This window comes from Streptomyces himalayensis subsp. himalayensis, from assembly GCF_013778455.1.
Classification (GTDB): domain Bacteria; phylum Actinomycetota; class Actinomycetes; order Streptomycetales; family Streptomycetaceae; genus Streptomyces; species Streptomyces himalayensis.
In genome coordinates this window covers 126100-148114 of record NZ_JACEHE010000012.1, presented here as the reverse complement: position 1 = coordinate 148114, position 22015 = coordinate 126100, and the positions used below count along the sequence as shown (strand labels likewise).

General features: G+C 70.2%; 18 protein-coding genes. 8 read left to right on the top strand and 10 right to left on the bottom strand.

Translation table 11 applies throughout. From position 1 onward, the window contains the following. Positions 1 to 154: 154 nt before the first annotated feature. The 5 genes from alr to H1D24_RS20665 form a co-directional block, all read right to left on the bottom strand. Positions 155 to 1423, bottom strand: a complete 1269-nt coding sequence (gene alr / locus H1D24_RS20685) for an alanine racemase (RefSeq protein WP_181659108.1) — start codon at positions 1421 to 1423, stop codon at positions 155 to 157. A 178-nt stretch (positions 1424 to 1601) separates the two neighbouring features. Further along, entirely contained in the window at positions 1602 to 3035 is a 1434-nt protein-coding gene (locus H1D24_RS20680; RefSeq protein WP_181659107.1) for an NAD(P)H-hydrate dehydratase, read from the bottom strand. Between the two features lie 92 nt (positions 3036 to 3127). Beyond that, on the bottom strand, positions 3128 to 3499 hold the full coding sequence (locus tag H1D24_RS20675) for a holo-ACP synthase (protein ID WP_181659196.1): 372 nt from the start codon (positions 3497 to 3499) through the stop codon (positions 3128 to 3130). A gap of 46 nt (positions 3500 to 3545) precedes the next feature. Further along, positions 3546 to 5393, bottom strand: a complete 1848-nt coding sequence (gene glmS, locus H1D24_RS20670) for a glutamine--fructose-6-phosphate transaminase (isomerizing) (protein WP_181659106.1) — start codon at positions 5391 to 5393, stop codon at positions 3546 to 3548. Between the two features lie 182 nt (positions 5394 to 5575). Further along, entirely contained in the window at positions 5576 to 5761 is a 186-nt protein-coding gene (locus H1D24_RS20665; RefSeq protein ID WP_181659105.1) for a hypothetical protein, read from the bottom strand. Positions 5762 to 6010: 249 nt separating this feature from the next. Between H1D24_RS20665 and coaA the strand changes: the two genes are divergently transcribed. Then, a complete protein-coding gene (gene coaA, locus H1D24_RS20660) occupies positions 6011 to 7000 on the top strand; it encodes a type I pantothenate kinase (RefSeq protein ID WP_181659104.1) in 990 nt (329 codons plus the stop codon). A gap of 57 nt (positions 7001 to 7057) precedes the next feature. Further along, on the top strand, positions 7058 to 8005 hold the full coding sequence (locus H1D24_RS20655; protein ID WP_181659103.1) for a DUF389 domain-containing protein: 948 nt from the start codon (positions 7058 to 7060) through the stop codon (positions 8003 to 8005). A 24-nt stretch (positions 8006 to 8029) separates the two neighbouring features. Here the strand turns inward: H1D24_RS20655 and glmM are convergent, their stop codons facing one another. The 3 genes from glmM to rplM form a co-directional block, all read right to left on the bottom strand. Further along, positions 8030 to 9388 (bottom strand): phosphoglucosamine mutase, encoded by a 1359-nt coding sequence (gene glmM / locus H1D24_RS20650; RefSeq protein ID WP_181659102.1) that lies wholly within the window; start codon positions 9386 to 9388, stop codon positions 8030 to 8032. Positions 9389 to 9624: 236 nt separating this feature from the next. After that, positions 9625 to 10140, bottom strand: a complete 516-nt coding sequence (rpsI, locus tag H1D24_RS20645) for a 30S ribosomal protein S9 (RefSeq protein WP_181659101.1) — start codon at positions 10138 to 10140, stop codon at positions 9625 to 9627. A 41-nt stretch (positions 10141 to 10181) separates the two neighbouring features. Then, complete coding sequence (gene rplM, locus H1D24_RS20640; protein ID WP_181659100.1) at positions 10182 to 10625, bottom strand: 50S ribosomal protein L13; 444 nt, start codon at positions 10623 to 10625, stop codon at positions 10182 to 10184. 1381 nt (positions 10626 to 12006) lie between these two features. On the opposite strand from rplM, the gene H1D24_RS20635 reads away from it, so the two are divergent. The 6 genes from H1D24_RS20635 to H1D24_RS20610 all read left to right on the top strand — a co-directional run bounded on the left by H1D24_RS20635 (position 12007) and on the right by H1D24_RS20610 (position 20497). After that, positions 12007 to 12885 carry a hypothetical protein gene (locus tag H1D24_RS20635; protein WP_181659099.1) on the top strand — a complete coding sequence of 293 codons (879 nt, stop codon included), beginning with the start codon at positions 12007 to 12009 and terminating at the stop codon, positions 12883 to 12885. 70 nt (positions 12886 to 12955) lie between these two features. Further along, positions 12956 to 14344, top strand: a complete 1389-nt coding sequence (locus H1D24_RS20630) for a glycoside hydrolase family 26 protein (protein ID WP_181659098.1) — start codon at positions 12956 to 12958, stop codon at positions 14342 to 14344. Positions 14345 to 14599: 255 nt separating this feature from the next. Next, positions 14600 to 16051 carry a glycosyltransferase family 2 protein gene (locus H1D24_RS20625; protein ID WP_258564209.1) on the top strand — a complete coding sequence of 484 codons (1452 nt, stop codon included), beginning with the start codon at positions 14600 to 14602 and terminating at the stop codon, positions 16049 to 16051. A gap of 20 nt (positions 16052 to 16071) precedes the next feature. After that, on the top strand, positions 16072 to 17304 hold the full coding sequence (locus H1D24_RS20620) for a glycoside hydrolase family 113 (protein WP_258564208.1): 1233 nt from the start codon (positions 16072 to 16074) through the stop codon (positions 17302 to 17304). A gap of 15 nt (positions 17305 to 17319) precedes the next feature. Then, on the top strand, positions 17320 to 18417 hold the full coding sequence (gene manB / locus H1D24_RS20615; RefSeq protein ID WP_181659097.1) for a mannose-1-phosphate guanylyltransferase: 1098 nt from the start codon (positions 17320 to 17322) through the stop codon (positions 18415 to 18417). 121 nt (positions 18418 to 18538) lie between these two features. Further along, a complete protein-coding gene (locus tag H1D24_RS20610; RefSeq protein ID WP_258564207.1) occupies positions 18539 to 20497 on the top strand; it encodes an acyltransferase family protein in 1959 nt (652 codons plus the stop codon). Positions 20498 to 20571: 74 nt separating this feature from the next. Here the strand turns inward: H1D24_RS20610 and truA are convergent, their stop codons facing one another. Further along, on the bottom strand, positions 20572 to 21414 hold the full coding sequence (truA, locus tag H1D24_RS20605) for a tRNA pseudouridine(38-40) synthase TruA (RefSeq protein WP_181659095.1): 843 nt from the start codon (positions 21412 to 21414) through the stop codon (positions 20572 to 20574). Positions 21415 to 21487: 73 nt separating this feature from the next. After that, complete coding sequence (gene rplQ, locus H1D24_RS20600; RefSeq protein ID WP_181659094.1) at positions 21488 to 22006, bottom strand: 50S ribosomal protein L17; 519 nt, start codon at positions 22004 to 22006, stop codon at positions 21488 to 21490. Positions 22007 to 22015: the final 9 nt, after the last annotated feature.

The following is a 22015-nucleotide window of genomic DNA, read 5'->3' as shown; positions in this document are numbered from 1 at the left end:
TGTGCGTTCGGTGCTCGGGTGCCCGGTCGTCGGGCTCGGTGCTGGGTGCTTGGTGCTCGGTACTCGGCGCTCGGTGCTGGGCGCTCGGTGCTGGGTGCTGGGCGCTCGGTTGCCGGCTCAGGGCCCCGTCGCGGGGCCGGTCGCCTCGCCCGGGTCAGTCCGTGCCGTCGCGCCGTCCGCCGCCGGGGCCGGCTTCACCGTCGGACCGCTCCTGGCCGTACCGCTCCTGGCCGTCGCACCGTTCCTCGCCGTCGCACCGCTCGTCGCCCTCGGGCCGCTCGTTCACATAGACGCGTGGAACGCGCGATCCGATGCGGGTGACGATTTCGTACGCGATGGTCCCCGCCGCCTGTGCCCAGTCCTCGGCGGTCGGCTCGCCCCGGTCGCCCGGTCCGAACAGCAGCGCTTCCGCGCCGGCCGGAGGCTCGTCCCCTCCGAGATCGACCACGAACTGGTCCATCGCGATACGCCCCGCCACCGTCCGGAGCTTGCCCCCGACCAACACGGGCCCGGTGCCCGACGCATGACGCGGGATCCCGTCACCGTAACCGACGGGGATGAGGCCGAGAGTCGTGCCCCCCGGTGTGACGTAGTGATGTCCGTAACTCACGCCATGGCCCCCCGGCACATGCTTCACGAGTGCGAGCGACGCGGACAGCGTCATGACCGGACGCAGCCCGAGGTCCGCCGATGTGCCGATCTCGGGGCTCGGCGAGATCCCGTACATCGCGATCCCCGGTCGTACGAGATCGAAGTGCGTCTCCGGAAGGGTCAGCGTGCCCGGCGAGTTGGCGATGTGCCGCACCTCGGGGCGCGCGCCCTTGGCCTCTGCGTACGCCACCATCTCGCGGAACAGGGTGAGCTGGGCCTCGATGGACGGGTGGCCGGGCTCGTCGGCGCACGCGAAGTGCGACCAGAGGCCGGTGACTTGGACGAGCCCCTCGGCCTGCGCGGCGAGGGACTCGGCGATGAGTTCGGGCCAGTCTGCGGGCTGGCAGCCGTTGCGCCCGAGGCCGGTGTCGGCCTTCAGCTGGATGCGTGCGGGGCGGCCCGCCTGCCGCGCGGCGGCCTTGACCTCCCGCAGGGCCCACATCCCGCTCACCGCGATGTCGAGATCCGCCTCGATGCCCTCGCGCCACGGGCCGCCCGGCGTCCAGAGCCAGCACATGACGCGGGCGCGGTCGGGCCCGATCCCGGCGGCCCGCAGCGCGAGCGCCTCCTCGGGCGTCGCGGTGCCGAGCCAGGTCGCGCCCGCGTCCAGTGCGGCACGCGCGCAGGGAATCATCCCGTGCCCGTACGCGTCCGCCTTCACGACGGCCATGAACGCGGCCCCGGGCGCCAGGGCACGCAACGTCCGCACGTTGGCCCGAAGGGCGGACAGATCGATCTCAGCGCGGGCGCGCAACGGGGCAGTCTCATTCATGGCGCACCCAGTGTCTCAGAGCCCTACGACACCCCACTGCGACGTTGGGCGCCGCTGCGCCTGTGGGCAGTCGTTCCGCTGGGGCGGAACAGGTGGGCACAGGCGGAACCACCGCGGCGCCGCGCCCGCCCCGCAGCGCCCGCCCCCAACGGGGCGCGCGTCCGCCCCGTGGCGAGAGTCACGCAGTGACGTCCCGCCAAGCCCGAGGCAAGGCCTCGGCCACCTCAAGCGCACCCGTGGGCGCGCCATGCGCAGCGAACCGCCCCGCCAGCCCATGCATATACGCCGCGACAGACCCGGCGTCCCGCGCCTCCAGCCCCGCCGCCAGCAAGGACCCCGCAAGCCCCGACAGCACATCACCACTCCCGGCCGTGGCCAGCCACGGCGTCCCCGTCGGGTTCACCCGCACGGCGCCCCCACGGGGCCCGGCCACCAGCGTGGTCGCACCCTTGAGCAGCACCGTCGCCCCGTACCGCCCCGCGAGCTCCCGTACCGCCGCCAGCCGTGCGCCCTCCACCTCCGCGCGGTCGACGCCGAGCAGCGCGGCCGCCTCGCCCGCGTGCGGAGTGAGCAGGGTCGGTGCGGTGCGGGCCCGCACCGCGTCCGGGTCGGCGAGGCGCAGCCCGTCCGCGTCCACCAGCACCGGCACGTCGGCGCCGAGCACCTCCGCCACCGCCTGCGCGTTGTCGCCGATGCCCGGTCCGACGACCCAGGCCTGCACGCGGCCCGCCTTCGCGGGCGGCCCGGCGGACACCAGGGTCTCCGGGAAGCGTGCGATCACGGCGTCGCCCGCGGGCCCGACGTAGCGCACGGCCCCGGCCCCGCCCCGCAGCGCCCCGGCGACGGCCAGCACGGCCGCGCCGGGATAGCGGGCGGAGCCAGCGACGATGCCCACGACGCCCCGCCGGTACTTGTCGCTCTCCGCAACCGGCACCGGCAACAGCCGCTCCACATCGGCGTACTGGAGCGCCTCGAGATCTGCCTCGGCCGGCAGGTCGAGCCCGATGCCGACCAGCCGGACGGTGCCCGCGTGCTCCCGCGCGGGGTCGATGAGCAGGCCCGGCTTGTATGTGCCAAATGTCACGGTCACGTCGGCCCGTACCGCCTCGCCGCGGACCTCGCCCGTGTCGGGCTCGATGCCGCTGGGCAGGTCGACGGCGACGACGGGCACGCCCGCGTCCCCGACCAGCGCCGCCAGTTGCGCGGCGTCCGGGCGGAGACCGCCCTTGCCGCCGATGCCCACGATGCCGTCGACGACCAGGTCGGCGTGGTGGATCAGCGCTTCGGCGGCCCTGCGGGCGGCCGTGCTCCCCCCGGCCGCCCGCAGGGCCGCGAGGCCCCCTGGGTGGGTTCGGTCCTCGGCCGCCAGCAGTACCGCCGTCACGCCCGCGCCGCGGCGGGCCAGGCGGGCGCCCGCGTAGAGGGCGTCGCCGCCGTTGTCGCCGCTGCCGACGAGGAGGACGATGCGGGTGCCGTAGACGCGGCCCAGCAACTCCGCGCATGCGGCGGCGAGGCCTGCCGCTGCGCGCTGCATGAGGGTTCCCTCCGGGAGCCTCGCCATGAGGGTGCGTTCGGCTGTCCTTACGGTTTCCACGCTGTACGCAGTACGCATGCCGTCGAGTCTCCCCTAGCCGGGGGTGCCGTTGCTTTTCGGTGCGCCCTGACGCGTGGCTGTGCCACAGCGGTGCAGCAGTGCGGCGGTAGTCACCCCTCCGCGATCACCACCGCCGAAGCCACCCCCGCGTCATGGCTCAGCGACACGTGCCAGGAGCGGACGCCCAGTTCGGCCGCGCGGGCCGCGACCGTGCCCCGTACGCGTACGCGCGGCTGGCCGCTGTCCTCCACGTAGACCTCCGCGTCCGTCCAGTGCAGGCCGGCCGGGGCGCCGAGGGCCTTGGCGATGGCTTCCTTGGCCGCGAAACGGACGGCCAGTGAGGCTATGCCGCGCCGCTCCCCGCTGGGCAGCAGCAACTCCCGCTCCACGAACAGCCGTCGGGCCATCCCGGGCGTGCGTTCCATGGACTTGCGGAACCGGTCGATCTCGGCGACGTCGATGCCCACCCCGATGATCACGATCTCGCTCCCCCGGCCGCTCCGCCGGTGCCGACAGCGCGCGCCCTCATCACTCCACCGTCACAGACTTCGCGAGGTTGCGCGGCTGGTCCACCTCGTTGCCGCGCGCCGTGGCCAGCTCGCAGGCGAAGACCTGCAGCGGCACGGTGGCGACGAGCGGTTGGAGCAGCGTCGGCGTGGCCGGGACACGGATCAGGTGGTCGGCGTACGGGACGACCGTCTCGTCCCCCTCCTCCGCGATCACGATCGTCCGGGCACCGCGCGCCCGGATCTCCTGTATGTTCGAAACGATCTTGTCGTGCAGTACCGAGCGTCCGCGCGGCGACGGGACCACGACGACCACCGGCAGGTCGTCCTCGATGAGGGCGATCGGCCCGTGCTTCAGCTCGCCCGCCGCAAAGCCCTCGGCGTGCATGTACGCGAGCTCCTTGAGCTTCAGCGCGCCTTCCAGGGCTACGGGATAGCCCACATGGCGGCCCAGGAACAGCACGGTGTCCTTGTCGGCGAGCGAACGCGCCAGTTCCCGCACCGGTTCCATGGTCTCCAGGACCCGCTCGACCTGGTCGGCGATCTTCGCCAAGTCCCTGACGACGGCGTGGATTTCGTCGCCCCACTTGGTGCCGCGCACCTGGCCCAGATAGAGCGCCACCAGATAGCAGGCGACGAGCTGCGTCAGGAACGCCTTGGTGGAGGCGACGGCGACCTCCGGACCCGCGTGCGTGTACAGCACGGCGTCGGACTCGCGCGGGATCGTCGAGCCGTTGGTGTTGCAGATCGCCAGCACCTTGGAGCCCTGCTCTCGGGCGTGCCGCAGCGCCATGAGGGTGTCCATGGTCTCGCCGGACTGCGAGATGGCGATGACCAGCGTCCCCGGGTCGAGGATGGGGTCCCGGTAGCGGAACTCGCTGGCGAGCTCCACCTCGCAGGGAATCCGCGTCCAGTGCTCGATGGCGTACTTCGCGATCAGTCCGGCGTGAAATGCCGTACCGCACGCGACGATGACGACCTTGTCGACCTCCCGCAGCACGGAGCCCGGGATGCGGACCTCGTCCAGCGTCAGGGAACCCGAGGCGTCGATGCGCCCCAGCAACGTATCGGCGACCGCCTTGGGCTGCTCGGCGATCTCCTTGAGCATGAAGTAGTCATAACCCCCCTTTTCGGCCGCCTCGGCGTCCCAGTCCACGTGGTACGAGCGCACGTCGGCGGGCCGGCCGTCGAAGTCGGTGACCGTCACCCCGTCGCGCCGCAGCTCGACCACCTGGTCCTGCCCCAGCTCGATCGCCGAGCGCGTATGGGCGATGAAGGCGGCGACGTCCGAGGCGAGGAAGGACTCACCTTCCCCAACGCCCACCACCAGCGGCGAGTTCCGCCGCGCCCCGACCACCACATCCGGGTCGTCCGCATGCACGGCGACCAGCGTGAACGCGCCCTCCAGACGCCGGCACACCAGCCGCATCGCCTCGGCGAGGTCCGCGCAGCCGGAGAACTCCTCGGCGAGCAGGTGCGCGACGACCTCGGTGTCCGTCTCGGACGCCAGCTCGTGCCCCCGCTCCGCCAGTTCGGCGCGCAGGGCGGCGAAGTTCTCGATGATGCCGTTGTGCACGATCGCGACACGGCCCGCGTTGTCGAGGTGCGGATGTGCGTTCGCATCCGTGGGCCCTCCGTGGGTGGCCCAGCGGGTGTGTCCGATGCCCGTGGAACCGGTCGGCAGCGGCCGCTCGGCCAGCTCCTTCTCCAGGTTGCCGAGTTTCCCGGCCTTCTTGGCGGCGGCCAGCCCACCGTCGGCGAGCACGGCGACACCGGCCGAGTCATAGCCCCGGTATTCCAGCCGCTTCAGCCCGGCGAGGACGACATCAAGCGCCGGCTGCGAGCCGACGTAACCCACGATTCCGCACATGGCCGCAGCCTACGGCGAGCCCTCACCCCCCACGACTTGAAGGTCGTTTCACCCTCTTCACCGGCCGCGCGTTTCCGGCAGATCCGGCCATCTTGTGTTATGCACCGGGAGGTTTGCCACGCACCCGGCCGGCCGGCCGCCACCTCGTGCACCCCGTGGTACCGGCTTGTGGATCCAGAGGGTTACTCCCCCCGCTCGATGCGCTCGATCGCCTCCTGGACCAGCTCCAGGTACTCGGCCTCCTCGCACCGCGGCTTGCTGCCCATCTCGTAGAGGTCCAGGACATCGCCGAGGTCCTCGCCCAGGTCCTCGTCGGGCAGATCGGCGGACAGTTCGCTGCAGACGCGCCCTTCGAAATCCGCCCGCACACCTGCCCGCGCAGCCGTCCTCGCATCTCCCGCCGCGGCTCGGCGACGGGCGAAAACACGAAGATGTACGGACATGGCGACCCCCAAACCCCCTGCGACCCCGGTGCGCGGCTCGGCACCGGGTGGCGGGACCGTATCCCCGTGCGGAACGCTGGTCCAGACCTCGTGCTGCACGTGGCCGGAATGCCGGAGATACCCGCGTGACCGACCCCACGCCCCGCGGTGTTCAAACTCCCGTAACAATGGACTGTGATCTCTCCGGTCTCCTCGCCGCCGCGGAGCGCCCACCGGTCAAGGCCGGAGGCGACTCCCTACGTCGACCTCACCCGTGCCGAGTGGAGCGCCCTGCGCGCCAAGACGCCACTGCCGCTGACCGCGGAGGAGGTCGAGAGACTGCGCGGTCTGGGCGACGTCATCGACCTCGACGAGGTGCGGGACATCTATCTGCCGCTGTCCCGCCTGCTCAATCTGTACGTCGGCTCGACGAGCGGGCTGCGCGGCGCGCTCAACACCTTCCTCGGCGAGAAGGGCTCGCAGTCCGGCACGCCCTTCGTCATAGGAGTCGCGGGGTCCGTGGCGGTCGGCAAGTCCACCGTCGCCCGTCTGCTGCAGGCCCTGCTCTCCCGCTGGCCCGAGCACCCCCGCGTCGAACTGGTCACCACCGACGGCTTCCTGCTCCCCACCAAGGAGCTCGAGGCGCGCGGCCTGATGTCGCGCAAGGGCTTCCCCGAGTCGTACGACCGCCGCGCCCTCACCCGCTTCGTCGCCGACATCAAGGCGGGCAAGGACGAGGTGACGGCCCCCGTCTACTCACACCTGATCTACGACATCGTGCCCGGCCAGAAGCTGACGGTCCGCCGCCCCGACATCCTGATCGTCGAGGGCCTCAACGTCCTGCAGCCCGCGCTGCCGGGCAAGGACGGCCGCACCCGGGTCGGCCTCGCCGACTACTTCGACTTCAGCGTGTACGTGGACGCGCGCACCGAGGACATCGAGAGCTGGTACCTGAACCGTTTCCGCAGGCTGCGCGAGACGGCCTTCCAGAACCCGTCCTCGTACTTCCGGAAGTACACCCAGGTCTCCGAGGAGGAGGCCCTCGACTACGCGCGCAGGACCTGGCGGACCATCAACAAGCCCAATCTTCTGCAGAACGTGGCGCCCACGCGCGGCCGCGCCACCCTCGTCCTGCGCAAGGGCCCGGACCACAAGGTGCAGCGGCTGAGCCTGCGCAAGCTGTGACCGCCGAGGCCCGGAAGCCGTGACGCCGGCGCAAACAGCGCCGGTTACCCTGCCGCCATGCTGCATCTGCGCCTGATCACCCCGGCGGACGTCACCGAAGAGGCGGTGCGCCTCATCGAGCGGACCCCCGGCACGACACATCTCGCCGTGCTGCCGGGCGCCGCCCGCAACCCCGCCGGCGACGTGGTGCTGTGCGACGTCGCCCGCGAGGCCGGCGACGAACTCCTCTCCGGGCTGCAGACCCTCGGCATCCACGAGCGGGGCTCGATCGCCGTCGAGAACATCGACCTGTCGCTGTCCAAGCGCGCCGACAAGGCCGAGGAGGAGGCGCCGGGCGAGGCCGCGGACGCGGTGCTGTGGGAACACCTGACCGACGCCACGCACGAGGAGTCGACGCTCTCCGTCACGTATGTCGCCTTCATCACGCTCGCCACGATGATCGCGGCCTGCGGTGTGGTCCTCGACAACGCGATCCTGATCGTGGGCGCGATGGCGGTCGGCCCGGAGTTCGGGCCCCTGGCCGGGATCTGCACGGCCCTGGTGCGGCGCGCACCGCGCCTGGCCCTGCGCGCGGTGACGGCTCTGCTCGCGGGGTTCGCCATCGCGATGCTGATGACGGTGGTCTTCAGCCTCTTCATGGACTGGGTCGGGCTGTTCAGCGAGGCGCAGCTGGAGGCGGACCGGCCCAACACGGGCTTCATCTACGCCCCCGACTGGTTCTCGTTCGTCGTGGCCGTCCTCGCGGGCGCCGCCGGAACGCTCTCGCTGACCTCCGCGAAGTCGGGCGCCCTGGTCGGCGTCGCCATCTCCGTGACGACCGTCCCGGCGGCCGCGAACGCGGCCGTGGCGCTCAGCTACGGCGACACCGCCCAGACCCTGGGCTCCACCGAACAGCTCCTGCTCAACCTGCTCGGCATCGTCCTCGCCGGTACGCTCACGCTGCTCGCCCAGAAGCTGTTCTGGAACAGGCAGCGTGAACGTACCGCCGCGAAGAGCAGGCTCTGACCGAGCCCCCCAGGTCCTGTCGGCCTAACCGAGAGCCGACTTCACCACGTCGGCGAGCCGCCCGGCCACCGAGCGCGCCTGCTCGATGTCGGCGGCCTCCACCATGACGCGTACGAGCGGCTCGGTGCCGGACGGGCGCAGCAGCACCCGGCCCGTGGAGCCCAGCTCGCGCTCCGCGTCGACGACCGCGGCGGTCAGCTCGGCGGAGGTGTGCACCTGGGACCTGTCGACGTCCGGAACGTTGACGAGCACCTGCGGCAGACGCTCCATGACGGCGGCCAGGTCCGCGAGCGCCCGGCCCGTCTCGGCGACCCGCGCCGCCAGGAGAAGGCCGGTCAGCGTGCCGTCACCGGTCGTGGCGTGGTCGAGGATGATCACGTGCCCGGACTGCTCGCCGCCCAGCGCGTAGCCGTTCTCCTTCATCTCCTCGAGCACATAGCGGTCGCCGACGGCGGTCTGCACGAGGAACAGGCCCTCGCGCTCCATGGCGAGCTTGAAGCCCAGATTGGACATGACGGTCGCGACGACGGTGTCCTCGCGCAGGGCACCGCGCTCGCGCATCGCCAGAGCGAGCACGGCGAGGATCTGGTCGCCGTCCACCTCGGCACCCGTGTGGTCCACGGCGAGGCAGCGGTCGGCGTCGCCGTCGTGCGCGATGCCGAGGTCGGCGCCGTGCTCGACGACGGCGGCCTTCAGCAGGTCCAGATGGGTGGAGCCGCAGCCGTCGTTGATGTTCAGCCCGTCGGGGTCGGCGCCGATCGTGACGACCTCGGCACCGGCCCGCTTGAACGCCTCGGGCGAGACGCCGGCGGCCGCGCCGTGCGCCTCGTCGAGGACGACCTTCAGCCCGTCGAGCCGGTTCGGCAGGACGCCGAGGAGGTGCGTGACGTACCGCTCGAAGCCCTCGTCGTACGACTTCACGCGGCCGACGCCCGCGCCCGTGGGACGGTCCCAGGGGGCACCGGTGCGGTGCTCCTCGTACACGGCCTCGATCTTGTCCTCGAGCTCGTCGGCGAGCTTGTGGCCGCCGCGGGCGAAGAACTTGATGCCGTTGTCGGGCATCGCGTTGTGGCTGGCGGAGAGCATCACGCCGAGGTCGGCGCCCAGCTCGCCGGTGAGATACGCCACCGCGGGGGTGGGCAGCACGCCGACACGCAGGACGTCGACACCGGCGCTGGCCAGGCCCGCGACCACCGCGGCCTCGAGGAACTCCCCGGACGCGCGCGGGTCCCGCCCGACCACCGCCACCGGCCGGTGGCCTTCGAAGGTGCCCGCCTCGGCGAGCACGTGCGCCGCCGCGACAGACAGGCCGAGCGCGAGCTCAGCCGTCAGATCCGCGTTGGCGACACCGCGCACGCCGTCCGTGCCGAAGAGTCGTCCCACTGGTGTCCTCCGAACTTTCAGAATTTCTGCGGGTGCCTCCCACGCATCAAGCGGTGGGGGAGGCTCAGGAAGCTTCGGAAACAGTCCGACCAGGCAGGCGTATGAACGCCTCATGGCCTTATGGGCTCATGGCCTCATGGCCTCATGCCGTTATACGCCGCACGCCTGTGATAAACGAACGCCCCGGCAGCACACTGCGTGCCGCCGGGGCGAAAGTGCTGTACAAGCAGCAGCGATTAGCGCTTGCTGTACTGCGGGGCCTTGCGGGCCTTCTTCAGACCGGCCTTCTTCCGCTCGACCGCACGGTCGTCGCGGCGCAGGAAGCCGGCCTTCTTCAGCGCGCCGCGGTTGTTGTCCACGTCCGCCTCGTTCAGGGCGCGGGCCACGCCGAGGCGCAGGGCGCCGGCCTGGCCGGAGACGCCGCCACCCGCGATACGGGCGATGACGTCGTAGCGGCCCTCGAGCTCGAGCACCTTGAAGGGCTCGTTGACTTCCTGCTGGTGCACCTTGTTCGGGAAGTAGTCCTCGAGGGTGCGACCGTTGATCTTCCACTTGCCGGTGCCCGGGACGATCCGGACGCGGGCGATGGCGTTCTTGCGGCGACCCAGGCCGGCGGCCGGCTGCGGCTCGCCGAAGCGGGAAGCGAGGGACTCGGAGGTGTACTCGCCCTCGACGGGGACCTCCGACTCGGTGGTGTAGTGCTCGACGTCGGCGACGTCCTCGAGCGGCTGCTCAACGGTGGTCTCGGCCACGATTCTCCTCAGATTCTCTTCAGTCTTAGGGGTGGCCGGACTTACTGCGCGACCTGGGTGATCTCGAACGGCACCGGCTGCTGGGCAGCGTGCGGGTGCTGGTCGCCCGAGTAGACCTTCAGCTTGGAGAGCATCTGACGGCCCAGGGTGTTCTTGGGGAGCATGCCCTTGACGGCCTTCTCGATGGCCTTCTCCGGGTTCTTCGCGAGCAGCTCGTCGTAGCGGATCGAGCGGAGACCGCCCGGGTAGCCCGAGTGGCGGTACGCCATCTTCTGGGTCCGCTTGTTGCCGGAGAGGTGCACCTTGTCCGCGTTGATGATGATGACGAAGTCACCAGCGTCGACGTGGGGCGCGTAGATCGGCTTGTGCTTGCCCCGCAGAAGGGTGGCGGCAGTCGATGCCAGACGACCCAGGACAACGTCCTGGGCGTCGATGACGTGCCACTGGCGGGTGACATCGCCGGGCTTGGGGCTGTACGTACGCACGGTTCGTAGCCTTCGCTTCTTCAGTGAGTGGGTCCTGACAAGGCCACCACGGACGATCACGACAGCCCTGGCCGCACATCGGTGACGCAACCGAGTGCTTGCCGCTGGTCATCGGCCCGGTGGACCGGTGTAAGGGCCCCTCACGTGAGATTGAGCAAGCCAATACACATAACGAACAAGCAGGATACCCGCGCCTGCCCGTATGGGTCAAAACGCGGGGCCGGGGGCCGTTCGCAGTCGGCACTCGACCGCCGTGGGCGGCCCTGCACCTCCAGGTTAACCGCCACGGAGACCGTTCGCGGCCGCGTGGGGACCTGAGCAGGGCGGCGCCGAGTCGTGGGCCCTGCGCCGAACGCGCCGGGTCGGGGGCCTGCGCCGAGCGGCGCCGCGTCGGGGGCCTTCGCCGGGCGGCGGCCCGTCGGGGGCCTGCGCCGAGCGGCGCCGCGTCGGGGGCCTTCGCCGGGCGGCGCCGCGTCGGGGGCCTTCGCCGGGCGGCGGCGCGTCGGGCGTTCGCCCGGCGGCACCGCGTCGCGGGGCCTCGCACGGCGGCACCGCGTCGCGGGGCTTCCCTGCGGCGGTGCGTCGGGGCTTCGCTCCCGGCGGCGCCGCGCAGCCGGCCTCCGCCGGGCGTCGCCCGGGAGCGGGCACAGGCTGGGAGTCCCCCGAAAGCCGGCGTCACAGTGGCACCGCCATCGGCGCGCACGCACACCGCACCCGCGGCGCGCCCCGGCTACCCCGATGAGCCCGGCTCGCGGCCGTCTGCGGCACCCCGGCTCCGGCCGCAGCGGCGCTTCCCCGGGAGGACCGCCTCGGGAGGACCGCCCCGGGAGGACCGCCTCGGGGACCGCCCAGGGGGACCTCCCGGAAGGACCACCCAGGGGCGGCCGGCCCGGAAGGACCGCCCAGGGGCGCCCGCGAAGAGGCGGCCTCATAGAGACATACGGATCAGAGACATACGGAAGGGAGTAGCCCCCGCCGCGGATCGGGGTCGGCACGCACGCGTGCCCACTACGTACGGCCGGTCGCCCTGGGTGACCGGATCTACGGAGGGTCGCGAGCCCGAGCGTGTGGCCGAGCGGCTGACGGCGAGGTGCGGGACCGCCGCCGCGCGACGCGGAACCGCCCGCCGTCGGGGCCCCCCGCCGCGCGACGGGAACCGTCAGCGCACGGCTCAGGCCCGCCCGGCCACACCAGGCATCGCAGCGTCGCCGCCGCCGGCGGCAACCGTGTTCACGATGCCGCCGCCCATGCGGCGTCCCGCGCAGACAGCCCGCACGGGCACACCACAAAGGGAAGGAATGACGATCGGCCCGAACGGGCCCTCCACCGGCCCCGCTTGCGCGTGTTCGCGCCCCCGTTCGGCACGTCTAAGATGCGCCCCATGAGCTTTGGGCAAGGAGGGCCTCAGTGGGGCCCCGGGGGGCCGGATGCGGGTCCCCCCAACTGGGGTTCGGGTTCGGATACTCCCGACTGGGCGGCGCTCGCCGAGGCCTCGGAGGCGCGCGCCCGCCGCCGCAGGTGGCTGTGGATAGGCGGCAGCGCCCTGGCCACGGTCGTGGTCGGCGCGCTCGTGGCCATGGCGGTCGTCTCCGCAAACAGCAGCTCGGCGTCGAACCAGCCCGCCGACGAGCTCCCCACCTCCGCGGACATCCCCAGCGACACCACACAGCCCGGCCCGTCCTTCGAGGCGACCACTGCCCCGCCCCCGCTGGACCCGAAGGACTTCGTCTCCAGCGTCAAGAAGGACACCGCGCCGCTCAGCGCGGACACCCTCTTTCCCGGCAGCAGCCTGACGATGGGTGAGCGGATCTACAAGAAGGGCTCCACCAGCAGCACGACGAAGTGCGCGACGGCGGTCCGGGGCGCGCTCGCCAAGGTCCTGACCAGCAACGACTGCACCCGCGTAATCCGTGCCACGTACTCCAGGAAAGGCGTCGCGGTCACCGTCGGCGTCGCCCTGTTCGACACCGAGGCCAAGGCCACCAAGGCCAAGCAGGAGTGGGACAAGGGCAATGTCGCCTCCCTGTCCGGCTCCGGCGTCCCGGCCTTCTGCACCACGGCGGTCTGCCGCTCCACGGCCAACTCGTACGGGCGCTACGCGTACTTCACGGTCTCCGGCTTCACCAACGGCAAGAACGTGACGCAGAAGGACAGCGCGGTCTTCACCACGGGCGACGACCTCGCCGAGTTCACGTTCCGGCAGATCCGCCGCCGCGGCGAGGCACAGGCGTCGGCGGCGGCCAACTCCCCGGCGTCCTGAGGGATCCCCTGCTTCATCCGTAGACGGGGCAGAATCTCCTCGCAGATCGCCGGGGGAAAGGGCTGGGACCATGCGTATGCGAGGGCGAGTGCAGCTCATCGGGGCGGGCGCCTGTGCCGCCCTGCTGACGCCGTTGACGCTATGGGCCTGGCCGGAGGCCGCCGAGCGCAGGCCGACGCTGGTCCCGACCGACCTGCGGGACCGGGATCCGCAGGCGACGGCCGCCGCGCGCCGGGTCTACGCGCTGCTGGCCGGCCTCGAGAACGACGCACGCCGCGGGCGCTCCACCCGCACCGTGATCGGCCAGCACGTCGAGCTCCAGAACGAGCGGTACAACGCGCAGTACGGCGACTACCGGGGCGTGAAGCAGCCTGGCTACTACTACCGCAAGGTCCGGGACATCACGGGACGGCTGCCCGGCTTCGTGGAGGTAGACCTCGGACCCGGCTACGGCGGACAGGGCTGGGGGGTGGGCGAGCCGCGGTCCTACTCGCGGTCGGCATGGCCGAGTTGCCGCCCCCACTGGGGATACGCCGAGGACGCGGTGGACCTGGCCGTCGGCGTATGGGCGGGCCTGCCGCGCGAGGCGGACGGCTCGTACAACCCGACCGGCACCCGCGAGGACTGCGCGTCCGGTACCACGGTCAGCCTTCCGCACAACGGCGGCGGCCCGGCCGGCATCGTCGGCTTCTCCTTCCACCAGCCGTACCCGGGCAGCGAGGTGAAGGGGTACAAGCAGACAATGCGCCGCAACTCGCCCGCGGCGAACGATTCCGGCTGGTTCGGACGGGTGGTCACCCAGGGCAGCGACGAGCACAGGGAGCTGCTGCTCGACCTGAGCTATCTCGCCGACCACCTCCAGTACCTCGCGGCCCTCGGGGTACCGGTCCTCCTCCGCCCCTACCACGAGATGAACACGGCCCCTGGCAAGGGCGGTTTCTGGTGGGCAGGGCAGGACCCGGGCGCGTACCGGAAGCTGTGGCGCATCATGCACGACTACCTCGTGGGCAGCCGCGGCCTGCACAACCTGATCTTCGTCTGGTCACCGAACTCCTGGGACGGCACCTACGGGCAGGAGCCGCGGGACTACTACCCGGGCAGCCGGTACGTGGACATCGTGGGGGTGGACGACTACAGCGACACCCCGTCGCGGCCCTTCCACGGAGAGACCTGGACCGAGGTCTGGTACCGCGGACTGGAGCAGTACCACAAGCCCCGGATCATGGCCGAGTCCTTCCACGTTCCGCTCAACGCGGCACAGCCGCGCACCCTTTCGGCCACGCCGTGGGTGCTCTGGACCGTGTGGGGCCAGGCGCTTTCGTACGACAACGTGTCCTCGCCCCGGGGCAAGAACACCAACGAGGACGTGAAGCGGACATATGGTTCACCGCTGGTCATCACCGGCGGCGCGAATGACCGACAGGGGAACTTCGACTGGAGATCGCTCCACAAAACCTGAGTTGATTTACTCTTCACGCACATTTTTCACACGGGCAACACTTCAGCTCGAACTCATGTGGCACAATCGCATTCCTGTTCGGCCAGTGGTTTAGGCGCCTGGGGGGGCTTCTGACTGGTGAGTGGCCGATAGCGCCAAAGAAGGCGTTGGGGGGCAAAACCCAGAGTGAATGTGCCGTGGCGCGCTCCGTCGTGCCTCGGCCGAGATCTGTCGCTGCCTCAACGCACCACCGATCTCATGGGAGTTGCGCACGTCATGGCAACGACAGTCGTCGACGGGGGTCTGCCGTACTCGCGGCACAATCAGAAGCTGGCCAAGCGCACTGCGGCGTGGAAGCCGGGGATCCTCCCGTTCCTGCTGCCCTTCGTCCTGCTGGTCGCCTTCGGGCTGTGGACCTACCGGCCCAGCTCGTCGCTGCTGAGCTGGGCCCTGACCGTCGTCTGGTCCCTGCCGGTGGTCGGTGTGATGGTCGGCATCCAGGGTGCGCTGCTGATCCGCCGCCGGGTCCGCAAGAGCGGCAAGATGGTCCCTCCCGCGCCGGCCGAGCAGGACTTCCTGATCGTCCTGTGCCCGACCATCGGACGGCATGACACCTACCCGGCCCTGGAGCGCTCGATCCTCTCGTACGTCGAGCACCTGCCGGAGTGGTTCCCTTACATGCGCGTCGACATCCTCACCGAGGAGGGCTGCGAGGCGGCGGAGGACATCGACCGGCTCGCCGACTCGCACCCGCTGATCCGGGTGATCACGGTCCCCAAGGACTACGTCCCGGCCAACGGCACCCGTTTCAAGGCCCGCGCCAACCACTACGCCCACGAGCTGCGCATCGCGGAGGGCGAGGCCCTCGACTACGTCTGGGTGCTGCACATGGACGACGACACCGGCGTCGGCCCCGACACCGCGTCCTCGCTCGCCCAGTTCATCAACCGCCAGCGCCGGGCCCACCCCGACAAGGCCAAGCACATGGCCCAGGGCATCCTCACGTATCCCCGCGAGAACGCGGTCAACCTCTTCACCTGGCTCGCGGACGCGGTGCGCCCCGCCGACGACATCGCCCGCTTCCGCGCACTGACCGGCATGGGCACCCCGGCCGCCGGTGTGCACGGCGAGCTGCTGGTGCTACGCGCGTCCATCGAGGCCGAGATCGGCTGGGACTTCGGTCCCAAGGAGATCGTCGAGGACGCCCGCCTCGCCCTGACCTTCTGCCGCAGGTACCCGGGCCGCAGCGACTGGTTCAACGGCCGCTGCTACGGCGCCTCCCCCGCCAGCGCGGCCGACTTCGTCAAGCAGCGCGACCGGTGGGCCTGGGGCCTGGTGGCGCTCTGCTTCAACAGGGCCGTGCCGCTGCGTTACCGCTGGTTCCTGTCGATCTGTGTGGCCACCTGGATCCTCGGCCCCCTCCAGCACATCGGCGCCGTGCTGCTCCTCGGCTGGCTCATCAACGACATGAACACCTCGCCCGTGACCCAGTCCATCGTGATCCTCTGGGCCCTCAACTTCGCCTACGTGATCTGGACCTACTGGGAGGGGCTGCGGCTGAACGCGCTCGCGTCGGTCAGCGGCCGGCGCAAGTGGTGGGAGCCGATCGTGGTGGTCGCGCTCATCCCCGTCTTCTCCGTACTGGAAGGGCTCGGCGGCTTCAAGGGCTTCCTGAAGTTCGTCCGTCGCGAGGAGAACAAGTTCGTCGTGATCGCCAAGCCCGCCTGACCGCCCGGAAGACAACTGACATGCGCTCGCGACTGCCCTTGCTCGCCATCTTCCCGGTGACCGTCCTCACCATCGTTCTGGGTACCCCCTTCGTCCTCGGCGACCACCCGGTGCGCTGGGAGTCGGGCTCGGCCCTGCCCAGAATCGTGAGGGGCGACGCCGAGGAGTCCGCCACCCCGTCCGACGACGCCACCGTTTCGACATCCGCGTCCTCCCCCTCTCCCCCTTCCTCCGCCGACGCCCTCAAGGTCGCCAAGCCCTGGAAGGCCGGCATGGCGCAGTGGGGCGTACAGCTCTACTGGGAGGAGGAGAAGAAGAAGCGCTCCGACACGTTCATCGAGAACCAGGCCCGCAAGCACGCCGAGTACCTCATCGGCCTGGGCGCGAACTCGGTGTCCATCTCTTTCCCCTTCTTCACCGAGGGCGTCGCATCCAACGAACTCTCGGCCGGGGCCAAGACACCGTCCCCGGAACGCCTCCAGCGGGTACTGAAGGTGTTCGAGGACGCCGGTTTCCGCACCACGCTCCGCCCGATCATGGACGAGAAGTCCCTGAACCCGCCGGACGGCTGGCGCGGCAACATCGAACCTGCCTCGCGCTCCGCCTGGTTCGCGTCGTACAAGCAGTTCCTCACCCCGTATCTCGAAGCCGCCGAGAAAACGAAGGCGAACACCTTCGTGGTCGGCACCGAGCTCAACTCCTTGGAGGGCGACCCAGGCTGGGACGCCCTGGTCGCCTTCGCCGAGAAGACCTTCTCTGGCGAGGTCGCCTACGACGCCAACTGGGACAACTACGTGTCCGGCCGCATCAACATGCCGGTCAACCACCTCGGCGTCGACGCCTACTTCCCCGTCAAGGTGGCGGACACCGCACGCGTCAAGACCCTGGTCGAGGGCTGGAACGACTGGCTGGACAAGAAGGCCACCGGCTCGCTGCCGAACATCGTCATCGCCGAGGCCGGCATCGGCGCCATGAACGGCGCCTACCACGCTCCCGGCGACTTCTACACGAAGCGCGCCGTCAACCCCAGAGTGCAGGCCAACTGGTACACCGCCGTCTGCCAGGTCGTCCAGGACCGGCAGATGCAGGGCGTCTACTGGTGGTCGATCTGGTTCGACGACGACCCGAACACCAAGCCTGACGACAAGGTCGCCTCCCGGCTCGACTTCGCGGGACGCCCCCTCACGGAGAAGGCCATCAAGTCCTGCTTCACCTCCGACTACGCAGGCCCTGGCGCCGACGCCACCAGCTGACCGAGCGAGGCCATCATGCAAGAAGCCATCATCCTGGTGGGCGGCAAGGGAACCCGCTTGCGCCCCCTGACGAACCACACCCCGAAGCCGCTTCTCAGCGTCGCGGGCTCCTCCTTCATCCGGCACCAGATCGCCAAGCTCATGGACGCCGGGGTCGGGCACGTGGTGTTCGCCACCTCGTATCTCGCCGGCCTCTTCGAGGAGGAGTTCAGGGACTTCACCCGGGACCTGGAGATCTCCTACGCAGTCGAGGAGGTGCCGCTCGGCACGGGCGGTGCGATCCGCAACGCCGGGCGACTGCTGCGTGGTCCAGCGGACGCGCCGGTCCTGATCCTCAACGGCGACATCCTGTCCGGCCTTGACCTGCGGGACGTCCTTCAGCGGCACGAGGCGCGGGAAGCGGACGTCACCCTGCACCTCACCCGCGTCTCCGACCCGCGCGCCTTCGGCCTCGTACCGACCGACGAGGCCGGACGGGTGCTGTCCTTCCTGGAGAAGCCCAAGACCGCCGAGGAATGCATTACCGACCAGGTCAACGCCGGCTGCTACGTCTTCCGCCGCTCCGTGCTCGACTCCATCCCGACCGGCCGTGAAGTCTCCGTCGAACAGGAGACGTTCCCGGAACTCGTCGCCCAGGGGAAGCGCGTGTTCGGCCACACCACGGACGACTACTGGCGTGACCTCGGCACCCCGCTGGCCTTCGTCCACGGCTCCGCCGACCTGGTCACCGGCAAGGCGACCTCTCCCCTCGTGGAGCGGCCGGCCGAGGCTCTGATCCATCCCACGGCCGCCATCGCCCCGACAGCCCGCATCACCGGCGGCTCGACGATCGGACCGCGCGCCGTCATCGGTCCGCACGCGGTTGTCGACCGTTCCATCATCGGCGAGGGCGTCACGGTCGCCGAGGGCGCACAGATCCACGACTCAGTGGTGGACCACGACGCCTCCATCGGCAGCGCATCGCTCCTTCGTGAGGCGGTGGTGGGCTGCCATGCGCACGTCGGTGCCGAGAACGAGCTGCCCGCCCAGCTGAGGCTGTCGTGCGGCATCCGCATTCCCGCCCAAGGAGTACGCGTCAGCGGTACGGCTGCCGCCTGCGCGGCGGTCCACTGAAGTCACCTGTCTGCCACACGGCTCGACCCGGACAGTCAGTTACTGGAGAAACATGTCCCGCCATCGCACCAAGGCCGTGAAGACAGAGCGTCTTCGCAAGTACCGGCCTGACATTCAGGGCTTGCGTGCCGTAGCCATCATGATGGTGGTCAGCATGCACTGCGGCATACTCGACATCCACGGTGGCGTGGACGTGAGCTTCGTGCTGAGCGGCTTCCTCATCGGCAGCCAGCTCTTCGCGGAGATCGAGAAAACCGGCAAGGTGTCCCTGACCAAGTTCTGGGCGCGCCGCTTCCGCCGTCTGACGCCGCCCATGGCCGTCGTCATCGTCGGCACCGCGGCCCTGGCGTGGATGTACGGCAGCCCGCTCAAGTTCCGCGACTTCATGGCCGACGGTCTCGCCGCCTCCCTCAGCTTCATGAACTGGCGCCTGGTCGAGACCGGCACCGACTACTTCGCCAACGACGGGTCGCAGTCCCCGTATCAGCACTTCTGGTCGCTGGCCATCGAAGAGCAGTTCTATGTCGTCGCGCCGCTCCTTCTCGTCGCGATGGTGTGGATCAGCCGCCTGATCTTCCGCAACCGCGCTCTGGTGGCGCTGTTCCTCATGGCCATCATCGGCGGATCGTTCTATCTGGGCTGGTCTCAGACTCCCGAGAACCAGCCGCTCGCGTACTTCAGCACCCACACCCGGATCTGGGAGATCACCTGCGGCGTTCTGCTCTCCCTCGCGGCTCCCCTCGCCTCCCGCATGAACAGGGGCGTGGCCGCGGTCGTTTCGTGGCTGGGGCTCGGCACCGTGCTCGTCACGGCGATGCTCATCACCGAACACACCCCGCTGCCGGGGTACGCGGTGGCCGGCCCGGTCCTCGGCACCGTCATGGTCATCGCCGGTGGCTGCGCCAATCCCGGGTTCGGCGCGGAGCGGCTGCTCGACAACCCCGTCCTCGACTTCGTCGGCAACGTCAGCTACGGCTGGTACCTGACCCACTGGCCGCTGCTGGTGCTCTGGCCGTCGATCACCGACCGGGAGTTCGCGTTCCAGGACCGGCTGCGGGTCGCCGTCCTCTCGTTCCTGGTCGCCGTCGTCCTGCACTACGCCGTCGAGCGCAAGTTCAAGAAGAACGTGCAGTGGGTGGCCCGCCCCTGGAAGGGCGTCTTCAGCGGCGGGTTCACCACCGCGGGCACGGCGGGGGCGATGGTCCTGGCCACGATCATCCCGCTGAACCTGGCGACCGCACCCTCGGGGAGCACGCTCGGCGTCGGGTTCACCAGCCAGGCATCGGTCGAGGACGCCGTGCACCGCACGCGGCTCTCCGCAACCGTGCAGAGCGCTCTTCAGGACACGCCCGAGAACTTCGCCGAGCACGGCTGCATCGACGACTTCGAGGTCAAGAAGTTCGAGATGCGGGACGGCTGTGTCGCCGGTGACCCGGAGGGCAAGAAGACCCTTGTCCTCATGGGGGACTCCCACGCCTGGCAGTGGAACGATGTCTACCACGAGATCGGCAAGGAACTCGGCGTGCGGGTGGTGACCATCGCGAAGGGCGGCTGCTCGCCGCAGGTCTATCGCATCGTCAATCCGAACGTGAACCGCGCGTACACCGAGTGCGACAGCTGGCGCGAATCTGCCTTCGCCGAGCTGAAGAAGATCCGGCCCGACGTCCTCGTCATCGCCGACCGGGCCCGCCGTGAGGCGAACCGGGCGGGCGCCGAGACCTCGTTCAAGGTGTTCAAGGAGACGGGCGCCAAGCTCGTCTACATGACGGACACCCCGCAGCCCGGCCAGAACGTCCCCGACTGTCTCGCCACGCACATCGACAACATCTCCCTCTGCAACCGCAAGGAGTGGCAGGCGCTCGAGTACCCGGAGTTCCGTGCCATGGAGCGGGAGGTGGCCGAGAAGTACGGTGCGGAGATCATCGACACGACGGACGCGTTCTGCGCCGTGGACATCTGCCCGGCGGTGATCGGTGACCAGGTCGTCTACTTCGACAACAGCCACATCACGTCGACGTACTCGAAGACCCTGAAGCCGTTCCTCAAGCCGGCCCTGGAAGAGGTACTCGACAAGGCATAGCCCGCCTCCCGTCCCGCTCCGGCCACCCCGGCCGCTCCGGCCGGAGCGGCCGGAACAGACCCGTCAACCACCCATTACTGCCCCCGGACGCGCACCCGCCGAGCCTGCAGCTGCCGCTCCGCGAGCTGGTCGTCCGGCGGGTAGCCGACCTCCTCCAGCGTCAGCCCGTGCGGTCGGACGACATGCACGGCGCTGTCGCGGACCCGCGCGTCGAGGACCTTCCGCGGCCACTCCACGCCGCGGTGCCCGTCGCCCACGAACAGCAATGCACCGACCATGGAACGTACTTGGTTGTGGCAGAAGGCGTCGGCGCGGACCTCGATCTCGACGATGCCGTCCGCGTGCCGGCGCACCCCGAAGTCGAGGATCTCGCGGATCGTCGTCGCCCCCTCGCGCTTCTTCGCGTACGCCGCGAAGTCATGCTCCCCGACAAGAGACTTGGCGGCGGCGTCCATCGCGTCTACGTCCAAGTCCCAGTCGTGCCAGAGCACATGGTTGCGCAGCAGCGGGTCCACGCCGCCGGGATTGTCGGTGACCCGGTAGACGTAGCGCCGCCAGGTCGCCGCGAAACGAGCATTGAAGCCACTGGGCGCCTCCCTGAGGGCCCACACCCGCACGTCCCGGGGCAGCCGCCCGGCGAGCCGCTTGAGCAGCTTCTCGTGATGCTCACGCCAGACAGCCTCCGGCAGATCCACGTGCGCCACCTGCCCGCGCGCATGCACCCCGGCGTCGGTCCGTCCGGCGACGGTCAGCTCGTACGTATCCCTCGACCGCGTGACGGTACGCAGCGCGTCCTCGACCTCCCCCTGCACGGTCCGCCGCCCGCCGGCCTGCTTGGCCCAGCCGGAGAAGCCGGTGCCGTCGTAGGACAGATCGAGCCGTAGGCGTACGAACCCGGGCTGTACTTCGTCACTCACTCCTTGATCCTCTCAGGTACGCGAAAGCGGGCCCGCCCCGTCAAGGGCAGGCCCGCTCAGCGAGAGCTCAGCCTCAGGCGTCCTTCGACTCCTCGGCCGCAGTCTCCTCGGCCGGAGCCTCGGCGACATCCTTGGTGACGTCGACCTTGGTCTCCTCGACCTTGGCCTCCTCGGCCTCCTTGACCGCACGCTTGGTGGCGGCCTCGGCCTCACCCGTGGCCTGCTGCGCGACCGTCAGCGCCTCGACCAGCTCGATGACAGCCATGGGCGCGTTGTCGCCACGGCGGTTACCGATCTTGGTGATGCGGGTGTAGCCACCGGGGCGGTTCTCGTACCGCGGGCCGATCTCGGTGAAGAGCGTGTGGACGATGCTCTTGTCCGTGATCACCTGGAGCACCTGACGGCGGTTGTGAAGGTCGCCCTTCTTCGCCTTGGTGACCAGACGCTCGGCGTACGGCCGCAGACGGCGGGCCTTCGCCTCGGTGGTGGTGATACGGCCGTGCTCGAACAGCGACTTCGCGAGGTTCGCGAGGAGGAGCTTCTCGTGCGCGGCGCTGCCGCCCAGACGGGCACCCTTGGTGGGCTTCGGCATGGTGTTTCT

Coding starts and splice junctions, on each gene's coding strand:
- manB (WP_181659097.1), top strand. CDS start 17,320: ATGCAAGAAGCCATCATCCTGGTGGGCGGCAAGGGAACCCGCTTGCGC.
- H1D24_RS20655 (WP_181659103.1), top strand. CDS start 7,058: ATGCTGCATCTGCGCCTGATCACCCCGGCGGACGTCACCGAAGAGGCG.
- glmS (WP_181659106.1), bottom strand. CDS start 5,393: ATGTGCGGAATCGTGGGTTACGTCGGCTCGCAGCCGGCGCTTGATGTC.
- H1D24_RS20620 (WP_258564208.1), top strand. CDS start 16,072: ATGCGCTCGCGACTGCCCTTGCTCGCCATCTTCCCGGTGACCGTCCTC.
- H1D24_RS20625 (WP_258564209.1), top strand. CDS start 14,600: ATGGCAACGACAGTCGTCGACGGGGGTCTGCCGTACTCGCGGCACAAT.
- H1D24_RS20635 (WP_181659099.1), top strand. CDS start 12,007: ATGAGCTTTGGGCAAGGAGGGCCTCAGTGGGGCCCCGGGGGGCCGGAT.
- alr (WP_181659108.1), bottom strand. CDS start 1,423: ATGAATGAGACTGCCCCGTTGCGCGCCCGCGCTGAGATCGATCTGTCC.
- rplQ (WP_181659094.1), bottom strand. CDS start 22,006: ATGCCGAAGCCCACCAAGGGTGCCCGTCTGGGCGGCAGCGCCGCGCAC.
- H1D24_RS20680 (WP_181659107.1), bottom strand. CDS start 3,035: ATGCGTACTGCGTACAGCGTGGAAACCGTAAGGACAGCCGAACGCACC.
- H1D24_RS20630 (WP_181659098.1), top strand. CDS start 12,956: ATGCGTATGCGAGGGCGAGTGCAGCTCATCGGGGCGGGCGCCTGTGCC.